Annotated in this window: 24 protein-coding genes; 9 read left to right on the top strand and 15 right to left on the bottom strand. The window is 64.5% G+C overall.

Annotated elements, in window-relative coordinates:
• The first annotated feature begins 6 nt into the window (after positions 1-6).
• The 5 genes from ACQ4WO_RS13705 (at position 7) to ACQ4WO_RS13685 (ending at position 3,949) form a co-directional block, all read left to right on the top strand.
• On the top strand, positions 7-837 hold the full coding sequence (locus ACQ4WO_RS13705) for an ABC transporter permease (protein ID WP_436481918.1): 831 nt from the start codon (positions 7-9) through the stop codon (positions 835-837).
• 15 nt (positions 838-852) lie between these two features.
• Entirely contained in the window at positions 853-1,587 is a 735-nt protein-coding gene (locus tag ACQ4WO_RS13700) for an ABC transporter ATP-binding protein (RefSeq protein ID WP_436481917.1), read from the top strand.
• Between the two features lie 76 nt (positions 1,588-1,663).
• The gene (locus tag ACQ4WO_RS13695) at positions 1,664-2,446 is read left to right on the top strand and encodes a hypothetical protein (RefSeq protein WP_436481916.1); all 783 of its coding nucleotides are present in this window, start codon (positions 1,664-1,666) and stop codon (positions 2,444-2,446) included.
• Positions 2,447-2,511: 65 nt separating this feature from the next.
• On the top strand, positions 2,512-3,396 hold the full coding sequence (gene bla / locus ACQ4WO_RS13690; protein ID WP_436481915.1) for a subclass B3 metallo-beta-lactamase: 885 nt from the start codon (positions 2,512-2,514) through the stop codon (positions 3,394-3,396).
• Positions 3,397-3,469: 73 nt separating this feature from the next.
• A complete protein-coding gene (locus ACQ4WO_RS13685; RefSeq protein WP_219328271.1) occupies positions 3,470-3,949 on the top strand; it encodes an META domain-containing protein in 480 nt (159 codons plus the stop codon).
• A 69-nt stretch (positions 3,950-4,018) separates the two neighbouring features.
• Here the strand turns inward: ACQ4WO_RS13685 and epsC are convergent, their stop codons facing one another.
• Entirely contained in the window at positions 4,019-4,972 is a 954-nt protein-coding gene (epsC, locus tag ACQ4WO_RS13680; RefSeq protein ID WP_436481914.1) for a serine O-acetyltransferase EpsC, read from the bottom strand.
• Positions 4,973-5,160: 188 nt separating this feature from the next.
• Between epsC and ACQ4WO_RS13675 the strand changes: the two genes are divergently transcribed.
• Entirely contained in the window at positions 5,161-6,336 is a 1,176-nt protein-coding gene (locus ACQ4WO_RS13675) for a multidrug effflux MFS transporter (protein WP_436481913.1), read from the top strand.
• Between the two features lie 49 nt (positions 6,337-6,385).
• On the opposite strand, the gene ACQ4WO_RS13670 is transcribed toward ACQ4WO_RS13675, so the two are convergent.
• Positions 6,386-6,694, bottom strand: coding sequence for a hypothetical protein (locus ACQ4WO_RS13670; protein ID WP_436481912.1), 309 nt, complete (start codon positions 6,692-6,694; stop codon positions 6,386-6,388).
• An 80-nt stretch (positions 6,695-6,774) separates the two neighbouring features.
• On the bottom strand, positions 6,775-7,215 hold the full coding sequence (locus ACQ4WO_RS13665; RefSeq protein WP_436481911.1) for a carboxymuconolactone decarboxylase family protein: 441 nt from the start codon (positions 7,213-7,215) through the stop codon (positions 6,775-6,777).
• Positions 7,216-7,320: 105 nt separating this feature from the next.
• On the opposite strand from ACQ4WO_RS13665, the gene pdxR reads away from it, so the two are divergent.
• Entirely contained in the window at positions 7,321-8,793 is a 1,473-nt protein-coding gene (gene pdxR / locus ACQ4WO_RS13660; protein ID WP_436481910.1) for a MocR-like pyridoxine biosynthesis transcription factor PdxR, read from the top strand.
• Here the strand turns inward: pdxR and ACQ4WO_RS13655 are convergent.
• The 6 genes from ACQ4WO_RS13655 to ACQ4WO_RS13630 all read right to left on the bottom strand — a co-directional run bounded on the left by ACQ4WO_RS13655 (position 8,762) and on the right by ACQ4WO_RS13630 (position 12,390).
• A complete protein-coding gene (locus tag ACQ4WO_RS13655) occupies positions 8,762-9,352 on the bottom strand; it encodes a DUF1287 domain-containing protein (RefSeq protein ID WP_436481909.1) in 591 nt (196 codons plus the stop codon). The two genes, pdxR and ACQ4WO_RS13655, sit on opposite strands and share 32 nt — an antisense overlap.
• Before the next feature lie 189 nt (positions 9,353-9,541).
• Positions 9,542-9,907: a DUF6616 family protein gene (locus ACQ4WO_RS13650; RefSeq protein WP_436481907.1), complete on the bottom strand. Its 366-nt coding sequence runs from the start codon at positions 9,905-9,907 to the stop codon at positions 9,542-9,544.
• A 16-nt stretch (positions 9,908-9,923) separates the two neighbouring features.
• A complete protein-coding gene (locus ACQ4WO_RS13645; protein WP_436481906.1) occupies positions 9,924-10,670 on the bottom strand; it encodes a HEAT repeat domain-containing protein in 747 nt (248 codons plus the stop codon).
• Positions 10,667-11,176: a MarR family winged helix-turn-helix transcriptional regulator gene (locus ACQ4WO_RS13640; RefSeq protein WP_436482048.1), complete on the bottom strand. Its 510-nt coding sequence runs from the start codon at positions 11,174-11,176 to the stop codon at positions 10,667-10,669. The genes ACQ4WO_RS13645 and ACQ4WO_RS13640 overlap by 4 nt, the downstream gene beginning before the upstream one ends.
• Positions 11,177-11,246: 70 nt before the next feature.
• Positions 11,247-11,696 (bottom strand): thioredoxin TrxC, encoded by a 450-nt coding sequence (gene trxC / locus ACQ4WO_RS13635; RefSeq protein WP_436481905.1) that lies wholly within the window; start codon positions 11,694-11,696, stop codon positions 11,247-11,249.
• 88 nt (positions 11,697-11,784) lie between these two features.
• Positions 11,785-12,390: a LysE/ArgO family amino acid transporter gene (locus ACQ4WO_RS13630; RefSeq protein ID WP_034757131.1), complete on the bottom strand. Its 606-nt coding sequence runs from the start codon at positions 12,388-12,390 to the stop codon at positions 11,785-11,787.
• Positions 12,391-12,594: 204 nt separating this feature from the next.
• Between ACQ4WO_RS13630 and ACQ4WO_RS13625 the strand changes: the two genes are divergently transcribed.
• Both ACQ4WO_RS13625 and ACQ4WO_RS13620 read left to right on the top strand, forming a co-directional pair.
• On the top strand, positions 12,595-13,485 hold the full coding sequence (locus ACQ4WO_RS13625; protein ID WP_133992429.1) for a LysR family transcriptional regulator ArgP: 891 nt from the start codon (positions 12,595-12,597) through the stop codon (positions 13,483-13,485).
• Positions 13,486-13,590: 105 nt separating this feature from the next.
• Positions 13,591-14,619: an alpha/beta hydrolase gene (locus tag ACQ4WO_RS13620; protein ID WP_436481903.1), complete on the top strand. Its 1,029-nt coding sequence runs from the start codon at positions 13,591-13,593 to the stop codon at positions 14,617-14,619.
• Between the two features lie 118 nt (positions 14,620-14,737).
• On the opposite strand, the gene phaP is transcribed toward ACQ4WO_RS13620, so the two are convergent.
• The 6 genes from phaP to ACQ4WO_RS13590 form a co-directional block, all read right to left on the bottom strand.
• The gene (gene phaP, locus ACQ4WO_RS13615; RefSeq protein ID WP_436481902.1) at positions 14,738-15,373 is read right to left on the bottom strand and encodes a TIGR01841 family phasin; all 636 of its coding nucleotides are present in this window, start codon (positions 15,371-15,373) and stop codon (positions 14,738-14,740) included.
• Between the two features lie 273 nt (positions 15,374-15,646).
• Positions 15,647-15,982 carry a DUF2628 domain-containing protein gene (locus ACQ4WO_RS13610; RefSeq protein WP_436481901.1) on the bottom strand — a complete coding sequence of 112 codons (336 nt, stop codon included), beginning with the start codon at positions 15,980-15,982 and terminating at the stop codon, positions 15,647-15,649.
• A 27-nt stretch (positions 15,983-16,009) separates the two neighbouring features.
• On the bottom strand, positions 16,010-16,381 hold the full coding sequence (locus ACQ4WO_RS13605) for a VOC family protein (protein WP_436481900.1): 372 nt from the start codon (positions 16,379-16,381) through the stop codon (positions 16,010-16,012).
• Positions 16,382-16,495: 114 nt separating this feature from the next.
• On the bottom strand, positions 16,496-17,767 hold the full coding sequence (locus tag ACQ4WO_RS13600; RefSeq protein WP_436481899.1) for a YncE family protein: 1,272 nt from the start codon (positions 17,765-17,767) through the stop codon (positions 16,496-16,498).
• Positions 17,768-17,821: 54 nt separating this feature from the next.
• Positions 17,822-18,592, bottom strand: coding sequence for a creatininase family protein (locus ACQ4WO_RS13595; protein WP_436481897.1), 771 nt, complete (start codon positions 18,590-18,592; stop codon positions 17,822-17,824).
• A gap of 265 nt (positions 18,593-18,857) precedes the next feature.
• Positions 18,858-19,328, bottom strand: a complete 471-nt coding sequence (locus ACQ4WO_RS13590; protein ID WP_436481896.1) for an SRPBCC family protein — start codon at positions 19,326-19,328, stop codon at positions 18,858-18,860.
• Between the last annotated feature and the right edge of the window lie 91 nt (positions 19,329-19,419).

Raw genomic sequence — 19,419 nt, 5'->3', positions numbered from 1 at the left:
GCGGTCATGGCCAGAGACACGCTCGCCGCGCCGGCACAGGCTCACGACACGGTCGTGCGGCACAGGCTCTTGCGCCAGCCTTTGCCGCGCGCCGCGCTTGGCCTGCTGCTGCCCGCCCTGGCGCTGCTGGCGGCGGAACTGGGCGTGCGCGCGGGTGCCATTCCCGCCAACCTGCTGCCTGCGCCCAGCGACATCGCCGCCACCATCGCCGACCTGGCGCGCCAGGGCCTGGCCGGCCACGTGCTGGCCAGTACCGCGCGCGTGGCCATCGGCTTTGCGGGCGGCGCGCTGCTGGCCATCATGCTCGGTGCGGCCGTGGGCTTGAACCGCACGGTGGAGGCGCTGCTCGACCCCACGTTCCAGGCCTTGCGCGCCATTCCCTCGCTGGCCTGGGTGCCCTTGCTGCTGCTGTGGCTAGGCATCGATGAAGCGCCCAAGCTGGTCCTGATCGGCATCGGCGCCTTCTTCCCCGTCTACATGGGCGTGGCGTCGGGCATCCGCGACGTGGACCGCAAGCTGATCGACGCGGCCCGCATGTACCGTTTGAGTCGCCCCGCGCTGGCGCGACGCGTGCTGTTGCCGGCCGCGCTGCCGGCCATCTTCACGGGTCTGCGCAATGGTTTGAGCCTGGCCTGGATGTTTATGGTGGCGGCCGAACTGATCGCCGCCAGCCAGGGCCTCGGTTATCTGCTCAGCGACGGGCGCGAAACGAGTCGCGCCGACATCATGCTGGCCGCCATCGTGCTGCTGGCCGTGCTGGGCAAGGCCAGCGACAGCCTGATGCAGCGCCTGGAAACCCGTTTGCTCGCCTGGCGCGACAGCTATGCCACTCCCTGACGAAAGCCCCCACGCATGACTGCCCTGCTTGACATTGCCATCCACGACAAATCCTATGGCGCGCGGCGCGTGCTGCATAACCTGCAATGGCAGCTGCACCGGGGCGAAATCGTCAGCCTGATCGGCGCCAGCGGCTGCGGCAAGAGCAGCCTGCTGTCCATCGTGGCCGGCCTCGATACGGACTTTCGCGGCACGCTGCGCCTCGACGGCAAGCCGCTGGCCGGCGTGCACGCGGACATCGGCCTGATCTTCCAGGAACCGCGCCTGTTTCCCTGGCTGACGGTGGCGCAAAACATCGCCTTCGGCCTCGGTGCCGGCGGCGCAGACGATCCCAGGGTCGCGCAGCTGCTGGAGGAAGTGGGTTTGCAAGGCCACGCGAACAGCCTGCCCAAGCAGCTGTCGGGCGGCCAGGCGCAGCGCGCGGCGATTGCCCGCGGCCTGTTTGGCCAGCCCCGCATCCTGCTGCTGGACGAACCGTTTTCCGCCGTCGACGCTTTTACGCGCATGAAGCTGCAGGACTTGCTGGCCGCCGTCGCCGCGCGCCATGGTTTGAGCGTGCTGCTGGTGACGCACGATATCGATGAGGCGCTGTACCTGAGCGACCGCATCGTCATGCTCGATACGCGCGCCGGACCGCCACGCGCCCATTACGACGTGGCCGCGCCCCGCCCCCGCCTGCGCACGCCGGCGGTACAGGCCCAATTAAAGGAGACCATCCTCGGCGAACTGCACGCCGCGCATGCGATCTGAGGCTGCTGCATGGCCGCCAGTGACAAGCCTGGTCATTCATGTTAGTTTGCCATCTTGAAAACAGACAGGCGGCTACGTGCATCTTCCTTTCCTTCCCGTTCTCGCCATCCTTGCCCTCAGCCACATCGCGGCGCACGCGGATACGCAGGCTGACACGCCTGCCGACGCAGCGGTCGACACCAGCCAGTCCATCCACGTCAGCAGCATCCGCAACCCGGAACTCAAGTCCTACCGCGTGATGACCGCGGGCCTCAATGCCTTTGACGACCACCATGCAATGGCGCCCAAGGCACGCGAAGTGCGCTTCCAGCTGATTCCCGGCCCCGGCGCACCGGACAACGCCATGCAGGATCTGAGCTTGCGTATCGCCGGCAATGAAACCTCGATCGTCCTGTCCCTGGCCGCCGACGGCAGTTTTACGCTGCCGCGCAACGCGCAAGCCGAGCGCGAAGACGCGGACCTGGTCACCAACAGGAGGAAGGACGCGTACCGCTGGCAAGCCAGCGTCCGCAGCGACGACGTACCGCCCGGCATGCGCCGCCTGGGCGACCTACGCCTGCAATGCCAGGTCGGCATCGCCATTGCCAAGAAAGAGACGCCCTTCTGGCTACGCACCCTGGTCGCCACCAAGCTGCGCACCACCGACTGGTGCTCCGCCGTTGAACTCAAGATGAGCACGTACAGCGATCCGGCCATCGCCAGCGCCACCCTGCTCGATGGCGGGCGCCGCGTCGCGCTGCAGGTGAAAAATGGCGGCACGTCCTTCCTGGCCCCCTTGGGCGACACCCGCTATGCGGACGATACCTTGATCGAACTGGTCTACAAGGACACTGGCGCCGCGCCGCCTGCCTCCCTGTAAACGTTTGCGTCGTGCCCCGTTCCGTGTCAGCATACGCCACCTTGGCAACACGGATAAGGATTGCAATGCACCTCACTCTGACACGCGCACTAGCCCTGGCGCTGCTGGTGGCCAGCCCCGCCGCCCGGGCGCAGACACCAGGCTGCGATGTCTGCGCCACCTGGAACGCGGACCAGACACCGTTCCGCATCTTCGGCAATACCTATTATGTGGGCGTGAAAGGCCTCAGTTCCGTGCTGGTGACGTCGCCGCAGGGCCACGTGCTGATCGACGGCGGCCTGCCGGAATCGGCGCCCAAGATCATCGCCAATATCGCCGCCCTGGGTTTTCGCATCGAGGACGTGAAACTGATCCTCAATTCGCACGGCCATATCGACCATGCGGGCGGCCTGGCCGAACTGCAGCGGCGCAGCGATGCGCAGGTGGCCGCCAGCCCGTCGGCCGCGCTGGACCTGGCGTCGGGCGAAGTGGGCCCGGACGATCCCCAATACCACGCGCTGCCCAAGTACCCGCCCGTCAAGGACATGCGTCTGGCGCGCGACGGCGGCCAGTTCAACGTCGGCCCCGTCAACGTGACGGCGCACGCCACGCCAGGCCACACGCCCGGAGGCTTGAGCTGGACGTGGCAATCGTGCGACGGCCCCCGCTGCCTGAACATGGTCTACGCGGACAGCCTCAACGCCGTTTCGCGTCCCGGCTTCAAGTTCAGCGCCAGCAGCGAGTATCCGAACGCGGTGGCGGACTTGCGCCACAGCTTCGAGACCCTGGAAAAACTGCCGTGCGACGTGCTGATCTCGGCCCACCCGGAAGCGTCGCAGCTGTGGGAAAGGCTGGAAGCGAGTGCCACGGCCGGCAGCGAGGCGTTCATCGACCCGCAGGCTTGCCGCGCCTATGTGGCGGCGGCGCGCTCCCTGCTCGAGTCCCGCCTGGAGCAGGAAAAACAGCAGTGAGCTTGTCAACCGTGCACGCTGGCGTGGCGCCGATCTGCTACGCTGGCGCCATTCAATTGAAGAAGGAAATGCCATGTTCACACTCGCCAGACTGATTCCTCTCGCCGCCATCGTCGCCATCACGGCCGGCTGCGCGCAAACGCCCGTGCGCAGCGACGCTGCCGCCGCCGCGCCGGGCGCCACGTCGCCCGCCAAGCCGGCGCCGAAGCTGACCGGCACGCAGTGGAAACTGAAGGAATTGAAGGGCAAGCAAGTGGTGCGCAAGGCGCCCGAGCAGCGCGAAGTGACCCTGCAGCTGGCTGAAGGCCGCGCCAGCGGCAACAGCGGCTGCAACCAGATGATGGGCGGCTACACCAGCGATGGCGTCAGCACCTTGAACTTTGGACAGATGGCCGGCACCATGATGATGTGCCAGCCGCAGGACATGGACCTCGAGCGCCTGCTGCTGGCCACCCTGGGCGAAGTCAATGGCTACCGCTACGCCGACCAGGAATTGCTGCTGCTGAAGGATGGCGTGCCCGTGGCGCGGTATGAAGCGCTGACGGTGAAATAAAACTGTGGGGTCAGACCCGTCGGGTCTGACCCCAGCCCTAACTCTGAGGTTACGCCCCATCCGCCGCACCTAATCGTTGCGCATCTGCGCCTGCGATACATTGCTCTCTGGCGGCACGCTCTGCGTCAGCCACACATTCCCCCCGATAGTCGATCCCGCGCCGATGGTGATGCGCCCCAGCACCGTCGCGCCCGCGTAGATGACCACGTCGTCCTCGACGATGGGGTGGCGCGGCGTGCCCTTGATCAGCGCGCCGCTTGCATCGGCCGGAAAACGCTTGGCGCCCAGGGTGACGGCCTGGTACAGGCGCACGCGCTGGCCGATGATGGCCGTCTCGCCGATCACGACGCCCGTGCCGTGGTCGATGAAGAAGGAGGCGCCGATGCGCGCGCCCGGGTGGATGTCGATGCCCGTCAGGGTGTGCGCGATGTCGGCGATCAGGCGCGCGAGGAACGGTGCACCGAGCGCATGCAGGCGGTGCGCCAGGCGGTGGTACAAGATGGCGATGGTGCCCGGATAGCACAGCATGATCTCGGCCACCGAGGTGGCGGCAGGGTCGCCCGCGTAGGCGGCCTGCACGTCCGACACGAGCAAGGCGCGGATGTCGGGCAGGCTGGCGGCGAACGCACGCGTAATGTCGCGCGCCTGCTGCGCCAGGGCCGCATCGTCGCTGGCGACATCGCCCTCATCGCCGGCCGGAACGGCGTGAGCCGGAGCCGAGAACAGCAGGCCGCGCCGCACCTGTTCGCTGAGGCGGTTCAGGGTCGTGTTGAGGGTATCGCCGACAAAGTAGTCGATACTTTCGTCCGTCAGGTTGGGCCGCCCGTAATGCGTGGGGAACAGGGCCGCCGACAGGCCGTTGACGATGGTGGTGAGCGCTTCGCGCGACGGCAGTTCGCGCACCCTGCCGTTATGGCGGATCTTGTGCTTGTCTTCGCGCGAGCTGCGCAAGGCCTGGATCACGGGCCCCAGGTTCCACTGGGCCGTGTCGTCGGCGGGCGCCGCGGGATAAATGCTGTGCATGGGTATCGCTTCCAGAAAACGGCAAACAAGCCGGGTCGCCCCAGCTTAGCGGCCAGGCAACGCGATTTCAACGAAGAATTCCAAGATTACATATACGAAAAACGCATATCGACCACGTGGCGGCCAGCGATCAAACCCGATTGTTGCCACTAGCGTAAAATGACGGACTAACAAAAACACTGTTTAACATGACTAAATTATTAACATGGATCTTGGCGGGCCTGGCGATGGTCGGACCGCTTGCAATTGACACCTATCTGCCGTCGTTCCCCGCCATCGTGCAAGATTTCAATGCCAGCCCCCTGCTGGTGCAGCAAACCCTGAGCTTTTTCCTGTTCACGTTCGCCTTCATGATGCTGTTTTACGGCACCCTGTCCGACTCGTTCGGCCGCCGTCCCGTAATTCTCGTCTCGCTGGTGCTGTATGTGATCGCCTCCGTGGGCGCCGCGCTGGCGCCGTCGCTGGGCTGGCTGCTGGCCTGGCGCGTGCTGCAGGGACTTTCGGCGGGCGCCGGTTCCGTCATCGGTCGCGCCATCGTGCAAGACCGCTATTCGGGCGCCGCCGCGCAGAAAATCCTCTCGCACATCATGATGGTGTTCGCGCTGGCGCCGGCCATCGCGCCCGTGCTGGGCGGCTGGCTGCAAGTGGGCCTGGGCTGGCGCTGGATTTTCTGGTTCCTCACGGCCTTCGGCGTGCTGATGTTCGTCGTCGTCTGGCGCGCGCTGCCGGAAAGCTTGCCTAAGGAGCAGCGCCACGCCTTCCACCTGGGCGACATCGCCGTCAATTACTGGAAGGTGCTGTGCCACCGCCAGTTCCTGCTGCTGTCGACGGCCATCGGCGCCGCCTTTGGCGGCTTCGCCCTGTACATCGGTTCGGCCGCCTACTTCATCATCAACATCCTGCACCTGCCGGAGACGGCATTCGCCTGGCTGTTCATTCCCCTGATCAGCGGCATGGTGTTCGGTTCGGCCCTGTCGGCGAAAATCGCCCACCGCTACAGCCAGCGCCAGATGATCTGGGCCGGTTTCATTTTGATGCTGGTGGCGGCCGCCGCCAACATCGGCTACAACTATGTCTTTGCCGCCGAAGTGCCGTGGGCCGTCCTGCCGCTGTTCTTCTACTCGTTCGCCCTGTCGATCGCCATGCCGCCGATGACCCTGATGGCCTTGAACCACTTCCCCAACAACAGCGGCCTGGCGTCGTCGATGCAATCGTTCATCCAGATGCTGCTGTTCGCCCTGGTCTCGGGCCTGGTGGCGCCGCTGCTGTTCGACAGCGCCTTGAACCTAGCGTATGGCGTAATGGCGGGGCTGCTGGCGAGTTTGGTTTGCTGGGTGTTTGCGCAAGGGAAGAGCAACGCGTAGGTCGGATTAGCGCGCAAGCGCTAATCCGACGACCAAGATACAGCCACGGTTACGGCCACGGCGCAGGGGTGACGTCAACATATTGCGCCCCGCCCTGCTCCGGTTCCGTTTCATCCTTTTGCGACGGCTGGTTCAACGACCCGGCCGGCGAACGCAAACTCAAGATCTCCTTGCGCGTTTCGACGAAGTCGGCGGAACTGAGCGGGTGCTGCTGGTCTGGCCAGTGGCTCACGGCCCATTCCTGCAAGGCTTCGAAACGCCGCCACAGTTCGGCGATGAATTCGCGGCGCGCTTCTTCCTGCGCTTCTTCCTGCTGCGCTGGCGTCTTGTCGGCGCCTTCCCCGATAGGTACTTGCATGGCTGCTCCCTGGCTGATCAATCGTCCTGCCAGCCTACGCAGGGGCAAGCCATGCGTCTGTTCGCGAACGAACAAAGAACTTATTCCGGCATCTTGCGAAAGCCCACGGCGATGCGGTTCCAGGTATTGATGGTGCCGATGGCCAGGGTGACGTTGACCATTTCCGCCGGCGTCAATTGTTCCGCCAGCGCCGCATAGTCTGCGTCGGACGCGTGATTCTGCGGCAGCAGGGTCAGCGCTTCCGTCCAGGCCAGCACGGCCCGCTCGCGCGGCGTGAAAAACGGCGTTTCGCGCCAGACGGACACGGCATACAAGCGGCGTTCCGTTTCGCCCGCCTTGCGCGCGTCGCTCGTGTGCATGTCCACGCAAAAGGCGCAGCCATTGATTTGCGAGGCGCGCAGGCGGATCAGCTCGAGCAGCGAGTGTTCGATGCCCAGCTTGGCAATCGCCGCTTCCAGCGCGTACATGGCCTTGATGGCATCGGGCGAGGCTTGCATGAAATCGAGTCGTTGCTGTGTCATGATGGCATTCCTTGATAAAGTAGAGATGCATCATTGTAGAAGCGCAAGAAGTACGTGCGGCAGGCCAATCTCCCCGAAAAACAGCAGACCACCAGCAGACACACCATGGAATTACATATCCTGATCGACGGCACGCGCGACCTGGGCGGCCAGCTGTACCGCCAGCTCAGCGAAGCCATCCGCTCGGGCCGGCTGGCGGACGGCCAGCAATTGCCGCCCTCGCGCCTGCTGGCCAGCCAGCTGGGCCTGTCGCGCAAGACGGTGTCCGACGTGTATGACAAGCTCGGTTATGAAAAGCTGCTGGTCGGCAAAGTGGGCGTCGGCAGCTTCGTGCAGACGCCGCACGCCTCGCCGCAACGCCGCCACGCCAGCACGCCGCTGGCCAGCGCGCAGCGCATCGCCCGCTGGGAAGCGACGCCCACGCCCTTGCGCCGCGCCAGCCAGGAAACGCCGGCGCGCTACGCCTTTATCGGCGGGCGCGCCACGCCCGCGCACTTCCCGCAGGATGAATGGCGCGCCTGCATGCTGCACGCGCTGCGCCAGGGTGGCCAGGCGCGCGGCCGCTATGGCCCCGTGGAAGGCTTGCCCGCCTTGCGCGCGGCGATTGCCGGCCATGCCGCCTTCAGCCGCGGCATCCATTGCACCGAGGAGCAAGTGCTCGTCACCAGCGGCGCGCAGCAAGGCTTGCACCTGCTGGCGCAAACCCTGCTGGAACCGGGCGACATGGTTGCCGTGGAAGAACCGGGATACCCGGTGGCGCGCGCCGTGTTCGCCAGCCAGGGAGCGCGCGTGGTGGGCATCGAAGTGGACGAGGATGGCCTGATCGTCGGGCAAATCCCGGATGGCACGCGGCTGATCTATGTCACGCCCGCGCATCAATTTCCGCTGGGTATGCCGATGAGCATGGCGCGCCGCCATGCCTTGCTGGAGCGGGCGCAGCAACTGGGCGCCATCATCATCGAGGACGATTACGACAGCGCCTTCCGCTACGAGGGCCGGCCCGAGGATGCGCTGCAAAGCATGGACCGCTACGGCATCGTCGCGCACGTGGCCAGCTTTTCCAAGATCATGCTGCCGGAACTGCGGCTCGGCTATGTGGTGCTGCCGCAAGCCATCGTGGCCGCCGTGCAGACGGTGAAATACCTGAGCGATTGCCATACTGCCAGCCTGGGCCAGCATGCGCTGGCCAAGTTCATCGGCGACGGCCATTTGCTGCGCCACATCCGCCGCTGCCACGACATCTATGCGGGACGGCGCGAGCGGCTGCTGCACTGGTTCAACGGTCCGCTGGCGCCGTGGTTCCGCCTCGTGCCGGCCAGCGCCGGCTTTCACGTGGCGGCGCTGGCGCAGGCGCCGCTCGATATCGCCGAATTGCAGCGCCGCGCGCGCCTGGCCGACATCAGCCTGTATGCGCTGGCCAGCTTTTACCATGGCCCCGCCCGCCATGAAGGCCTGTTCCTCGGCTATGGCGCCATCGACAAGCTCGATATCGACACGGCGCTGGCCAAGGTGCTGGCGATTCTGCAGGAAATAGCGCCGCTGGCCATCAACGGGGCTGCCAGCGGTAGTGTCCCGTGATCGGATAGCTGAACAGAATATTTTCCTCGCGCGCGCCCTCGCCGATGTTGTGGATGATCAGCGGCACGCCGCCCCACGACTGCTTGTCGCTGACGATGCCGATGTGCGTGAGGTTGCCCGGCAGGCGCCACGTGACGATGTCGCCCGCGCGGTAGGCCTTCTGTTCCTTGCTTGGCGGCAGGCTGGTGCCGTGGCGGGCAAAGTAAGTGCCCAGGTTCGGCACGCGGCGGTGGTCGATATTGCGGTCCGGCCCCTTCATCTGCCAGCGTCCCTGCTGCTGGTACACCTGCCACGCTTTGCGCATGTCTTCGTGCACAAGCACCTGCAAGTCCTGCCCCAGCTGGCGGTAAGCGCGCACGATCACGTCCGTGCACACGCCCCGCTCGATCGGCACGTCGCCGCCCGGATAGGCGAGCCGCTCATAGCGCGGATCGTACTGCACGGTCACGCCCACCTGCTTGCGGGCGGCGACGACGAGGGCTTGCGGGGTGGCGGGGACTGCCGACGCCAGCATGGGCGCCAGGGCAAGCATCAAGGTGGAGAGCAGTTTGATTGGCATCAACGTCGGTATTCGGATGGAAATGCCAACTTTACCTCAGCGGCAAGGAAAACGCCGTACGCTAAGTAACCCCCAATAAATTATTGTGATTTCTGACTTCCATAACCGGCGCTCTGCGGCGTTGCCCGCTGCTAGCAGTGCTCGCACTGCGTCGCAGCGGGCGCCTTGCATAGCATCCGGTTCTGTTCGTCATAATTTCACAATAATTTCCTGAGGATTACTTACGGCCGCCAGTTGCGCCAGGTGGCCAGGGAAATCCACGGCCGTGCCAGCCGCGTTGATGGTGTCGAAGTAATCATGCCAGCCCGTGGCGGCGATGCCGGCCAGCAAGGCGTCCAGTGCCGCCTCGTCCGGGAAGCGCCAGACGGCATAGAATTGCTGGGCAGCCGCGTGCAGCTTGCCGCCATCGATGGCGCCCATGGCCAGCGCTTCGGCGCCCATGCCGGACAAGGCCGCCATGCCGGCGCCGACCCTGTCGAAATACGCCTGGCGCGCGGCGCCATCGAGAGCAAGCCAGGCCGGTTTCGGGCTGTACAGTTCTAACAGATAATGCATGTTTTCCTCCCAAGAATTAAGAAAGCGAGCGCTGGGCGCGCTTGCAGATGCGTTGCGTCGCTGCAGCAGGGCTTTCCTGCAGCCATTGCGCGCACAGGCTGCGCACCCAGTCCGGCTGACTCTTGGCCGCATCGTTGAGCCAGTTGGCCACGGAATCCTGCACGTAGACGGCCGGGTCGGCGCGCAAAGGCTGCAGCAGGGGCAAGGCCAGCTGCGGCTGCGCTGTTAACCGGGCGATATGCGCGCACCACACGCCGCGCGGGCGCAGCGCTTCGCAGGCGAAACGGCGCAGTCTTTCTGACGAGTCCGCCGTCCACGGCGCCAGCAAGGCGATTGCCTCGTCAAGACTTGCCGCCAGTTGGGGACGCAGCGCCAGCCAGGCCCATTCACGCACGCCGAAGTGGCCATCGTCGGCCAGCGGCCGCATTGCGGCCAGCCGCTGCGGCAAGTCCAAACCAGCCTGGGCGGCGATGGCAAAGCAGGCCCATCCCCGTACCGTGTCGGATGGGTGCGCTTGCAACTGCGCCAGGTCAACTTGTGCGTCAAGCAGCAATTGCGCCGCCAGCGCCATGCGCCTGGTGATGCCGTCTGCGGCCAGCGCGCGCATCAGCTCCAGGCGGGCGGCGCCAATACCGGGCACGGCCGCGGCGAGCAGCTCGGCGAAATCGATGGCCAGCCCTTCCGTCAGGGTGGCGCTGGACACGCTGCCCTCGTTCAGCAGGACCAGCCGCGCGGGCACGATGTCGGCGACGCCGCGACTCATGGCACACCCCGGTCCGTCTTGCGCCAGGCTTTTTCCAGCAGCGCACTTAATAGCTGCATTTCTTCCAGTGTGAAATCGGCAAACAGGTTGGCAATCCATTGCGCATGCTCGTCGACCAGCGTCGCGGCAGCGGCTTCTCCCTTGGGACTCAGGCGCACGAGCAGCTTGCGCCTATCAAACTGGTCAGGATGGCGCGCGAGGAAACCGTCGCGTTCCAGGCCGTCGAGCAAGCCCGTGATGGTGCCGCGCGTCACGCCGGCCCGTTCGGCCAGTTCGTGCGGCGAAAGTCCGTCTTGCACGTCGCGCAACAGGGACAGCAAGACAAACTTGCCTTCCGACAAGCCATGACGGCCCAGGCGCGCGGCGCAATCGCCATCGATGGCGGACGCCAGGCCCAGCACTTCAAAGCACAGGCGCAAGCGCGCCGTGGACTGCATCATGTCGAGACCACTGGCGCGGCGCTGCACATCACCGAGCAAGGCCGTGTATTTCTGTTCGAGTTTTATCATATGGCGCAATATAATATGGCGCCATACTTCATGTCAAATGAAAAACCTCGACGGGTTTCCTGTCTGCTTAGAATCGCGCCTTGTCTCGCGCCCATGCGACGATGGCATTGGCATCGATGGCGCCCGGCTGTCGCGCCACTTCCACGCCCCTGCGAAACAGGGCCAGGGTGGGAATGCTGCGGATATTGAAACGGCTGCCCAGGTCCGGCGACGCTTCCGTATTCACCTTGACGACGCGAAACGCCGGCTCAAGGGTCTTGGTAGCCTGGACATAGAATGGCGCCATGCTGCGACACGGGCCGCACCACGGCGCCCAGAAATCGACCAGCACGGGAATGTCGCTGCGTTCGATATGCTTGAGGAAACGGGCGCTGGCCAGGTCCACGGGTTGGCCCGTGAATAAATCCTTCTGGCACTTGCCGCAAGTGGGCTGTTCTGCGAGCCGCGCAGCCGGCAAGCGGTTGACGGCGTCGCAATGGGGGCACACGATGTGCAGGGAGTCTGGCGTGGTAGTCATGGCATTCCTGGAAAGCATAGCGTCAAGTTGACGGCTATTCTACGGGGAATTGCCGCGCGCCGCAGGCAGGCTGCGGCGCTTGTCCCGCTCACAGGAACAGCGAGGCGGCGATGGCCCACATGACGAGGGCAATGATGCCGTCGAGCACGCGCCAGGCCATGGGCTTGGCAAACACGGGCGCCAGGTAGCGGGCGCCAAAGCCCAGCAGGAAGAACCACAGGGCCGACGCCATGATGGCGCCGCCGGCGAAGTAGAAGCGTCCCACGCCTTCATGCTGGCCGCCGATCGAGCCGAGCAGGATGACCGTGTCGAGGAAGGCGTGCGGGTTCAGCAAGCTGAACGCCAGCGCCGCGCCGATCACGGCCCAGTAGCCTTCGGGCGACTTGGCGGCCGACACCGTCAGGGCCGTTGGGCGCCAGGCGGACTTGGCGGCGCGTAAGCCATACGCGATCAGGAAGGTGGCGCCGCCGGCCTTGGCCCACAGCAGGAAATTCGGGTTGTCGGCAATGAAGGTGCCCATGCCGGCCACGCCGGCCGTGATCAACATCGCGTCGCACACGAGGCAGACCAGAATGCAGGTGAGCACGTAGTGGCGCTTCAAGCCCTGTTTGAGCAAGAAGGCGTTTTGCGTGCCGATGGCCACGATCAGGCTCGCCCCGAGCCCCATGCCTTTCAAGAAGATTGCGCTGTCCATATCGATTCCTTTCCATTGCTTTCCATCACGCGCACGGCCGCCCACGCTCTGCCGGCAACGGCAAAGTCATCAGAGGTAGGTGGAGGGTGGTGCGGAACCAGGAGGACCGCGCGGCAGAGTGGAGTTGTTACCCTATTTCAACAGTGTAAAGAAAAAGTAAATATAAGTATAATGAATGATTCTAACCATATATAAGAGAAACTTATGCGCGTGGTCGATTACCGTGGATTGGCCGCCCTCGACGCCGTGATCGGCCTGGGCAGCTTTGAAAAGGCCGCGCAGGCGCTGGCGATCAGCCAGCCGGCCGTGTCGCAGCGCATCCGCACCCTGGAAAACCTGGAAGGCACCCTGCTGATCATCCGCAGCCACCCGCCCCTGCCGACGGAAGCGGGCCAGCGCCTGATCGCCCACTACCGGCAAGTCAAGCTGCTCGAAGCGGCGCTCGACGCCCAGCCCGGGCCCACCACGCAATTGCCGGCGTTGGCCATCGCCGTCAACGCCGACAGCGCCGCCACCTGGATTCCGGAAGCGCTGGGGCCGCTGCTGTCGCCGCCGTCCTGCCTGCTCGACATCCGCCTCGACGACCAGGACCATACCCTCAGCCAGCTGCGCGAAGGGCGCGTGTTTGCCTGCGTCACCAGCGCCAACGACCTGGTGGCCGGCACCACGGCCACGCCGCTGGGCGGCATGCGCTACCTGTGCGTGGCCTCGCCCGCGTTCGCGCAGCAGTGGTTTCCCCATGGCTTTACGGTGGAAGCCGTCAGCCAGGCGCCCGCCATCACGTTTGGCAGCAAGGATGCGCTGCACGAGCGCTACCTGCAGCACCGCCTCGGCTACACGGGCCGCTATCCGCACCATGTGCTCGGTTCGGCGCGCGACTTCGTCCGCTTCATCGAAGCGGGCTATGCTTATGGCATGGTGCCTTTGCTGCAGGCGGAAACGGCGCTGGCCGCCGGCAGGCTCATCGATGTGGCGGCCGGGCAAGCGCTCGACGTGCCCCTGACCTGGCATGCCTGGGATATTCAGACGCCCCTCACGCGCACCCTGTCGGACGCCGTTATCGCCACGGCGCGCAAATGGCTGTTACAGGATTGATTGACGCATGCAACATTTATCTATGTTAGAAAGCAACTTCCCCGTGTGTGCCCTGCCCTGCCTGGCCTACACTGCAAGCATCGGCCATCACCATCGGGAGCCAGCATGACGATCTTGCGCACCACCCTGCTCGGCGTGCTGGCGGCCATCCCGCTCGCTGCCGGCCTGGCCGCCTGCTCGCCCTTGACCGCCATCAATGCCTTGTCGTCCGGCGGCGCCTCGCAAGTGACGCGGGGCCTGGCTTACGGCCCCCTGCCACGGCAGAAACTCGATGTGTATGCCCCCAAGACCCGTACGGGACCCGTGCCCGTGGTGGTGTTCTTTTATGGCGGTAACTGGACGACGGGCGAGCGCGCCGACTATGCCTTCGTCGGCCACGCGCTGGCCGCGCGCGGCTACCTGGCCGTGATCGCCGACTACCGGCTGTATCCGGACGTGCACTACCCCGAGATCTTGCAGGATGCGGCCCGCGCCGTGGCCTGGGCCGCGATGGAATCGCGCCGCCATGGCGGCGACCCGACGCGCCTGTTCGTCATGGGCCATAGCGCCGGCGCCTACAATGCGGCCATGCTGGCGCTCGACGCCAGCCTGCTGGCGCGCCACGGCATGCGTCCGCACGACTTGCGAGGCTGGATAGGCCTGGCCGGCCCCTATGATTTCCTGCCCATCGAAAATACCACCACCCGGCCCGTCTTCTTTTACCCGGACACGCCTGCCGCTTCGCAGCCCATCCACCACGTGACGGCCGAAGCCCCGCCCGCCCTGCTGATCGCCCCGCTGCCCGGCAAGGACAAGCTGGTCAATCCGCAACGCAACACGGGCGGCCTGGCCAGCGCCTTGCGGGCGCTGCACCGGCCCGTAACGGAAACCTATTTCGACCACGTGGGCCACGCCACCTTGGTCGCCACGCTGGCCGGCCCCTTGCGCAGGCTGGCGCCCACCTTGGATGCCGTCAGCGCCTTCATCGATGCGAACAGCGGAACCGGGAGCGGTGACGCGGTCTCGTCCCCGGTCTTGCCCGCGGTCTTGTCAGATACAGCCTTACCGGCAGGCATAGCCTTGCAGCCACGCGCACCTGGCGCGGCCACGCCGGCGCCAGAGCCGCACGCATGCGACAAAACGCCCGCCCCATGAAGGGCGGGCGCTCTCCCCGAATCAATACGCACGATGCCGCATGCCGACCGGCCGCATAACTAGCCGCATAGCAAGGCTCGGCCCTCGCGATACGGCTCAGCCGCAAGCAGCCTCGTACTTACTCTTTACGGCTGGTGCTGCCCTTGCTTTGTGCAGAGCCCGCTTGCGAGGCGCTGCCGCTGGCCGAGCCTTCGCTGCCGGCCGACTGCTGGCTGCCCTGGTGGCTGGCGCTTTGCAGGCTTTGACCGTCACGGCTTTGCGCCCCACGTTGCTGGTCGCGGTTGGCGCCGTTTTTCTGATAAGCCTGGAACGGCTCGGCCATGCGCTGCATCGCTTCCTGCTGCTTGCGCACGTTTTTCTCCGTTTCTTCCGAAGCGGTGCGGGCCACTTCTTCTGCCAGGGCCTTGGCGGTACGGCTCGTTTCATTCACATGACGCTCTGCCACATTGGCCAGTTCGACCTGCGTATCGGCGGCCAGGCGCGACACCTGTTGCTGGTACTTGCGCAGTTGCTCGGCGGCTGGCTGGCCCGATGCGGCAGCCACCTGGAACGCATCTTCAGCGCGCTCGACCGTCAGCAGGTTCTGGCTGGTGACCGTGGTTTCTTCCAGCAAGCCTTGCGCCAGCTGCATGTTCAGGTCACTGAACTGCTGCATCGATTGAAACAGCGACTTCGACAGGCCATTGAAAAAAGCCAGTTGGGCTTCGAGGTGATTTTTGGCGGCGGGGGTAACACTACGGGAATATGGATACATGGAGTTCCTCATTAAATAGCGGTTGGGTGAACATATGGCGGCACCGCCGGCTGTAGAACGGATAGGCAGACGGCCGGGCTACGCCACGAAACGCGAAAAACATATCCGGTTGGTGGGAAGATGCTTTGCAACGCGAGTCCCAAGGCTACGTGAGCACTGCAGGTGAGGGATGATCTGGATCAAAGGTGCGCCAGGCAACGCAGAAAGTTTGGGCTGGACGGCTTGCCCTTGGCAAACGTCAGTGACGAGGAGGAAAATCTGTGCCAGGCGCGCTCAGCCAGCGGTGCCCGTACCCGGCACGACGGGCTTGTAACCATGGCTGCGCAGCGAGGCTTCCAGCCAGCGGTTGCCATACCAGCCACGCGCCAGCAGGTAACTGAGTTCCGCGCCGGCCATCAGCAGCATCATCGGGCCGATGCGCATTCCGGTGGCGAGATGGCTGCCGAACCACAGGCACACATCCATCGCCAGCATGAGCAGCAACAGCCACCAGCGGCGCTTGGCGACGGCCCAGAACGAGCCCAGGAACAGGGCCGGCCAGGAAAAACCCGCTTTGACGTAGGCATAGCGGCCGGCATCGTCGGCAAACAGGGTGGCGCTGTGCTTCATGCTGCTCTCTTCAGGTAATGCACGGCGTCAAGGCTCGGGACGGTGGCAGACGGCTTCGACATTGTGGCCATCGGGCCCCAGCACGAAAGCGCCATAGTAATTCGGGTGGTACAGGGCGCGGATGCCTGGCGCGCCATTATCCTTGCCGCCCGCTTCCAGCGCGGCCTTGTAGAACGCATCCACCTGGGCGCGATTGCCCGCCGCGAAGGCGAGATGCATGCCGACATGCGGCTTGTCGCCCACGCCGAACCAGAAATCGGGCTTGCCATCCTTGCCCATGCCAACCCAGCCCTGCTCTTCCATCACCACCGATACACCGAGGGGCGCCAGGGCGGCCGAAAAGAAGGCCTTGCTGGCCTGTGCATCGCTGACATTCAAACCGATGTGATCAAGAATCATAATAGTGCTCCCTGGAGGTAGTGGAATGGGAAATACAGTATGCGCCAATATTGCTTTTTAGGCAATCATAACTATATGTCCGGCGAATTACGCCAGGAAGCGCCATGCGCCAGCCTAGCGCAGGTTGCCCGTATGACCGAGCGAATAGCGGCCCGGCTGCGGCCACACGGTCAGGCCATGCGGCTCCTGGCCGACTTTGACTTTGGCAACGTCGCCGCTGTTCGTATCGATGCGGTAAACCACGTCGTCGAAACGGCCGGACAGCCACAGGTACTTGCCGTCGGCGGACACATTGCCCATGTCGGGGCTGCCGCCGCCGGGTATCGGCCAGTTCGACACGACTTTTTCCGTGGCGAAATCGATCACGCTGACGCTGCCCTTGCCCTTCGGCTTGCCATGGATGCGGTGCGTGCCGCGGTTGGCCACGTACAATTTCTTGCCGTCACGGCTAGGGTACAGGCCGTGCGCGCCCACGCCCGTCTGGATGAAGCCGATTTCCTTCAGGGTGGCGCCATCGACGATGTGCACGCCGTCCGCGTCCATGTCAGCGATAAAGAATTTCTTGCCGTCCGGCGAGATGCGTATGTCTTGCGGCATGCCTTTCTTGACGCTGCAGATTTCATTCGCCGGGCCGCCCACGGGACCGGACTCGGCAAAGCGCTTGGCCGGCATCTGCAATTTCAGGTAGCCGTCGACCTTGCGGCCCACCAGGTCGATCTTGGCGATGGTGCCGTCGAACTCGCAGGTGAACATGGCGTAGCGGCCGTCATTGGAAAAATCGGCATGGTTGATGCCGCCGCACTGGGGCGTGTCGATCGAATACTGCACGGCCATGGTCTTCGGATCGCGGAAATCGAGGCGGTGACGCGCTTCTGCCACGACGATGGCGGACTTGCCATCCGGCGTGTAGTACATATTGTAGGGATCATCGACGGGCACTTCCTTGCCCGGCTTGCCCGTCAGGGGGTCGATCGGCGTCAAACTGCCCTTGTCCGTGCGCTCGGCATTGTTCGCCACCCACAGGGTGCGCAAGTCCCACGACGGCACCACGTGTTGGGGGCCGCTGCCGACCTTGAACTTGTCGACCACTTTCAGGCTGTCCTGGTCGATCACGTAGACATCGTTCGAGCGCAAATTGGGCACGTAAACCCGGCGCAAGTGATCCTTGACGACGGGGCTCATATTGCTGCCGGCGATGCTGCCGTACACGTTTTTCGGATCCACCAGCGGCGGCATGCCCGGCAGCGGCGAATACGCGGCGGCCGGCGCTACGGCGGCCGGGGCCGGCGTGCTGGCGCCGATGACCTGGCTGGCCACGCCCAGGCCGGCCAGTGCGGCAGCCAGGACGGACAAGGTGACGATGGTGCGTCTTTGGAATTTTTTCATGTGATTTCGCGTCGTTTCGTTGCAAAAGCCGGAAGTTCAGCACTTCCAGCGGAATTATTTAGTACGTTGCAGCAGCTGCTTGATGGCGGCCACCGACGTGTCCACCTGCAGCTTGATACCGATCTGGCCCAGTTCCGCCGTGGCGCGCGTCGCGTCGCCGCGCACGCCGTCCGCTACGCCAGGCTTGGGACCATGTGCCATGGCCTCGCTGCGCACCAGCGACGGGTCCGTCGCCAGCATCAGCGCCGCGTCCGCCAAGCCCGCATGCAGGCCGATCTCGGCGCTGCTGTGGCCGCGCTTTTGCAGCTCGGCAATGTAGGCCGATTGCGTGATGTCATAGTAGTCGAGCAAGGCGTAAGCACGCGCCTCCTTGCCGGTGGAAACTTTGCCCCAGGCACGGTTCAGCTTGTTGGCCACGTTCTGCTCGTTTTTTTGATAGCCGCCATGGTCGCCGAGGAAGATGATGTCGCGGAAACCATGCTGGCGCAGGCTGGCGGCCGCCCCCTCCAGCACGGCTTCGAAGGCGGCGGGCGGAATCGAGATGGTGCCGGCAAAGCGCATGTGGCCGGCTGGCGGAAAAATCGCCCCTTCCGGCACATAGGAAACGACGGGCGCGACGATGGTATTGCCCAGCTTTTGCGCAATCTGCCGCGCCAGCAGCCCGGCGCGCACATTGTGCTTGCCCAGCGCGATATACGGCCCGCTCTGCTCGACGCCACCTATCGGCACCAACACGGTCGTGGCGCCGTGGTCGATACGGCTGCGCAACTCCGTGCTCGTCAGCTCTTCCAGCATGACGCTGCTGCTGGCGGGCGCAGCCGCCATGACAGGCGCCGTGAGCAACAGACAAGAAAACGTCAGGACGAACAGGGAAACGAGGGGCTTGCGTGAAATGCGGAGCGTGGATGGCGCGCAAGGCGCCGTTCGCTGAGGGAACTGCAGAGTCATAAGCCAACATCTTTCCGAGGTCAAAGGCGCCGTGCCCGGCCTTGCCAGGCAAGCTGGCTGCCACGCAAGAATTGTATTCCATCACGAGAGGAAGGGCACGTTAATTTGACGCGGCAGTTTGCAAGGAATTGACGAGGGGAAACTATCTATCAGGCTGTTGTCGCGCTGGCCGCGCCGCCTCACCATCATGGAGAGTCTCGTTGCGCTTCTCGGCATAAGCCTTGAGCGAGCGCATCGTCCTGGGAAGCCCGTCCCGGACTTGTCTGGCAACGCCTGGCCCGAAAAAAAAGGCAAGCGCTCCCGTGAACCACACGCGGTGAACGACTTCCGATCCGCCATCTGCGGCAACCACCGTGTGCTCGAAATGGATGCGGAACAAAGGGATGTAGCCTTCGACGGTGAACGAGCGGCCCGCGGAGCGCTCCGTGACGAGCATCGGAATGCCCATCCCCTTGCTGGGAACGATCCTGCCATGTGTGCCCACCGCAAATGGCCCATTGAGCCGGGCTTGCTTTGTGTCCGGATCCCACTGATGCCATCGGTCGACCTCGCTCCAAATTTGATCGACGACCGTGGGCGGGACTGCAATGTGGATGCTTTCTTCGATTTGCATCAGTGGGTACCTCCCTATTAATATCAATATAATTGCATTCTGGCTGTACAAACAAATGACAAGGCATGTATTCACACCTGGACACGATGCT

The sequence above is a fragment of the Janthinobacterium aestuarii genome (genome assembly GCF_051380835.1).
In the GTDB taxonomy this organism is placed as follows: Bacteria; Pseudomonadota; Gammaproteobacteria; order Burkholderiales; family Burkholderiaceae_D; genus Janthinobacterium; species Janthinobacterium aestuarii.
Note: the sequence above shows the minus strand (reverse complement) of the source record. Positions and strands in the feature narration are given on the sequence as shown.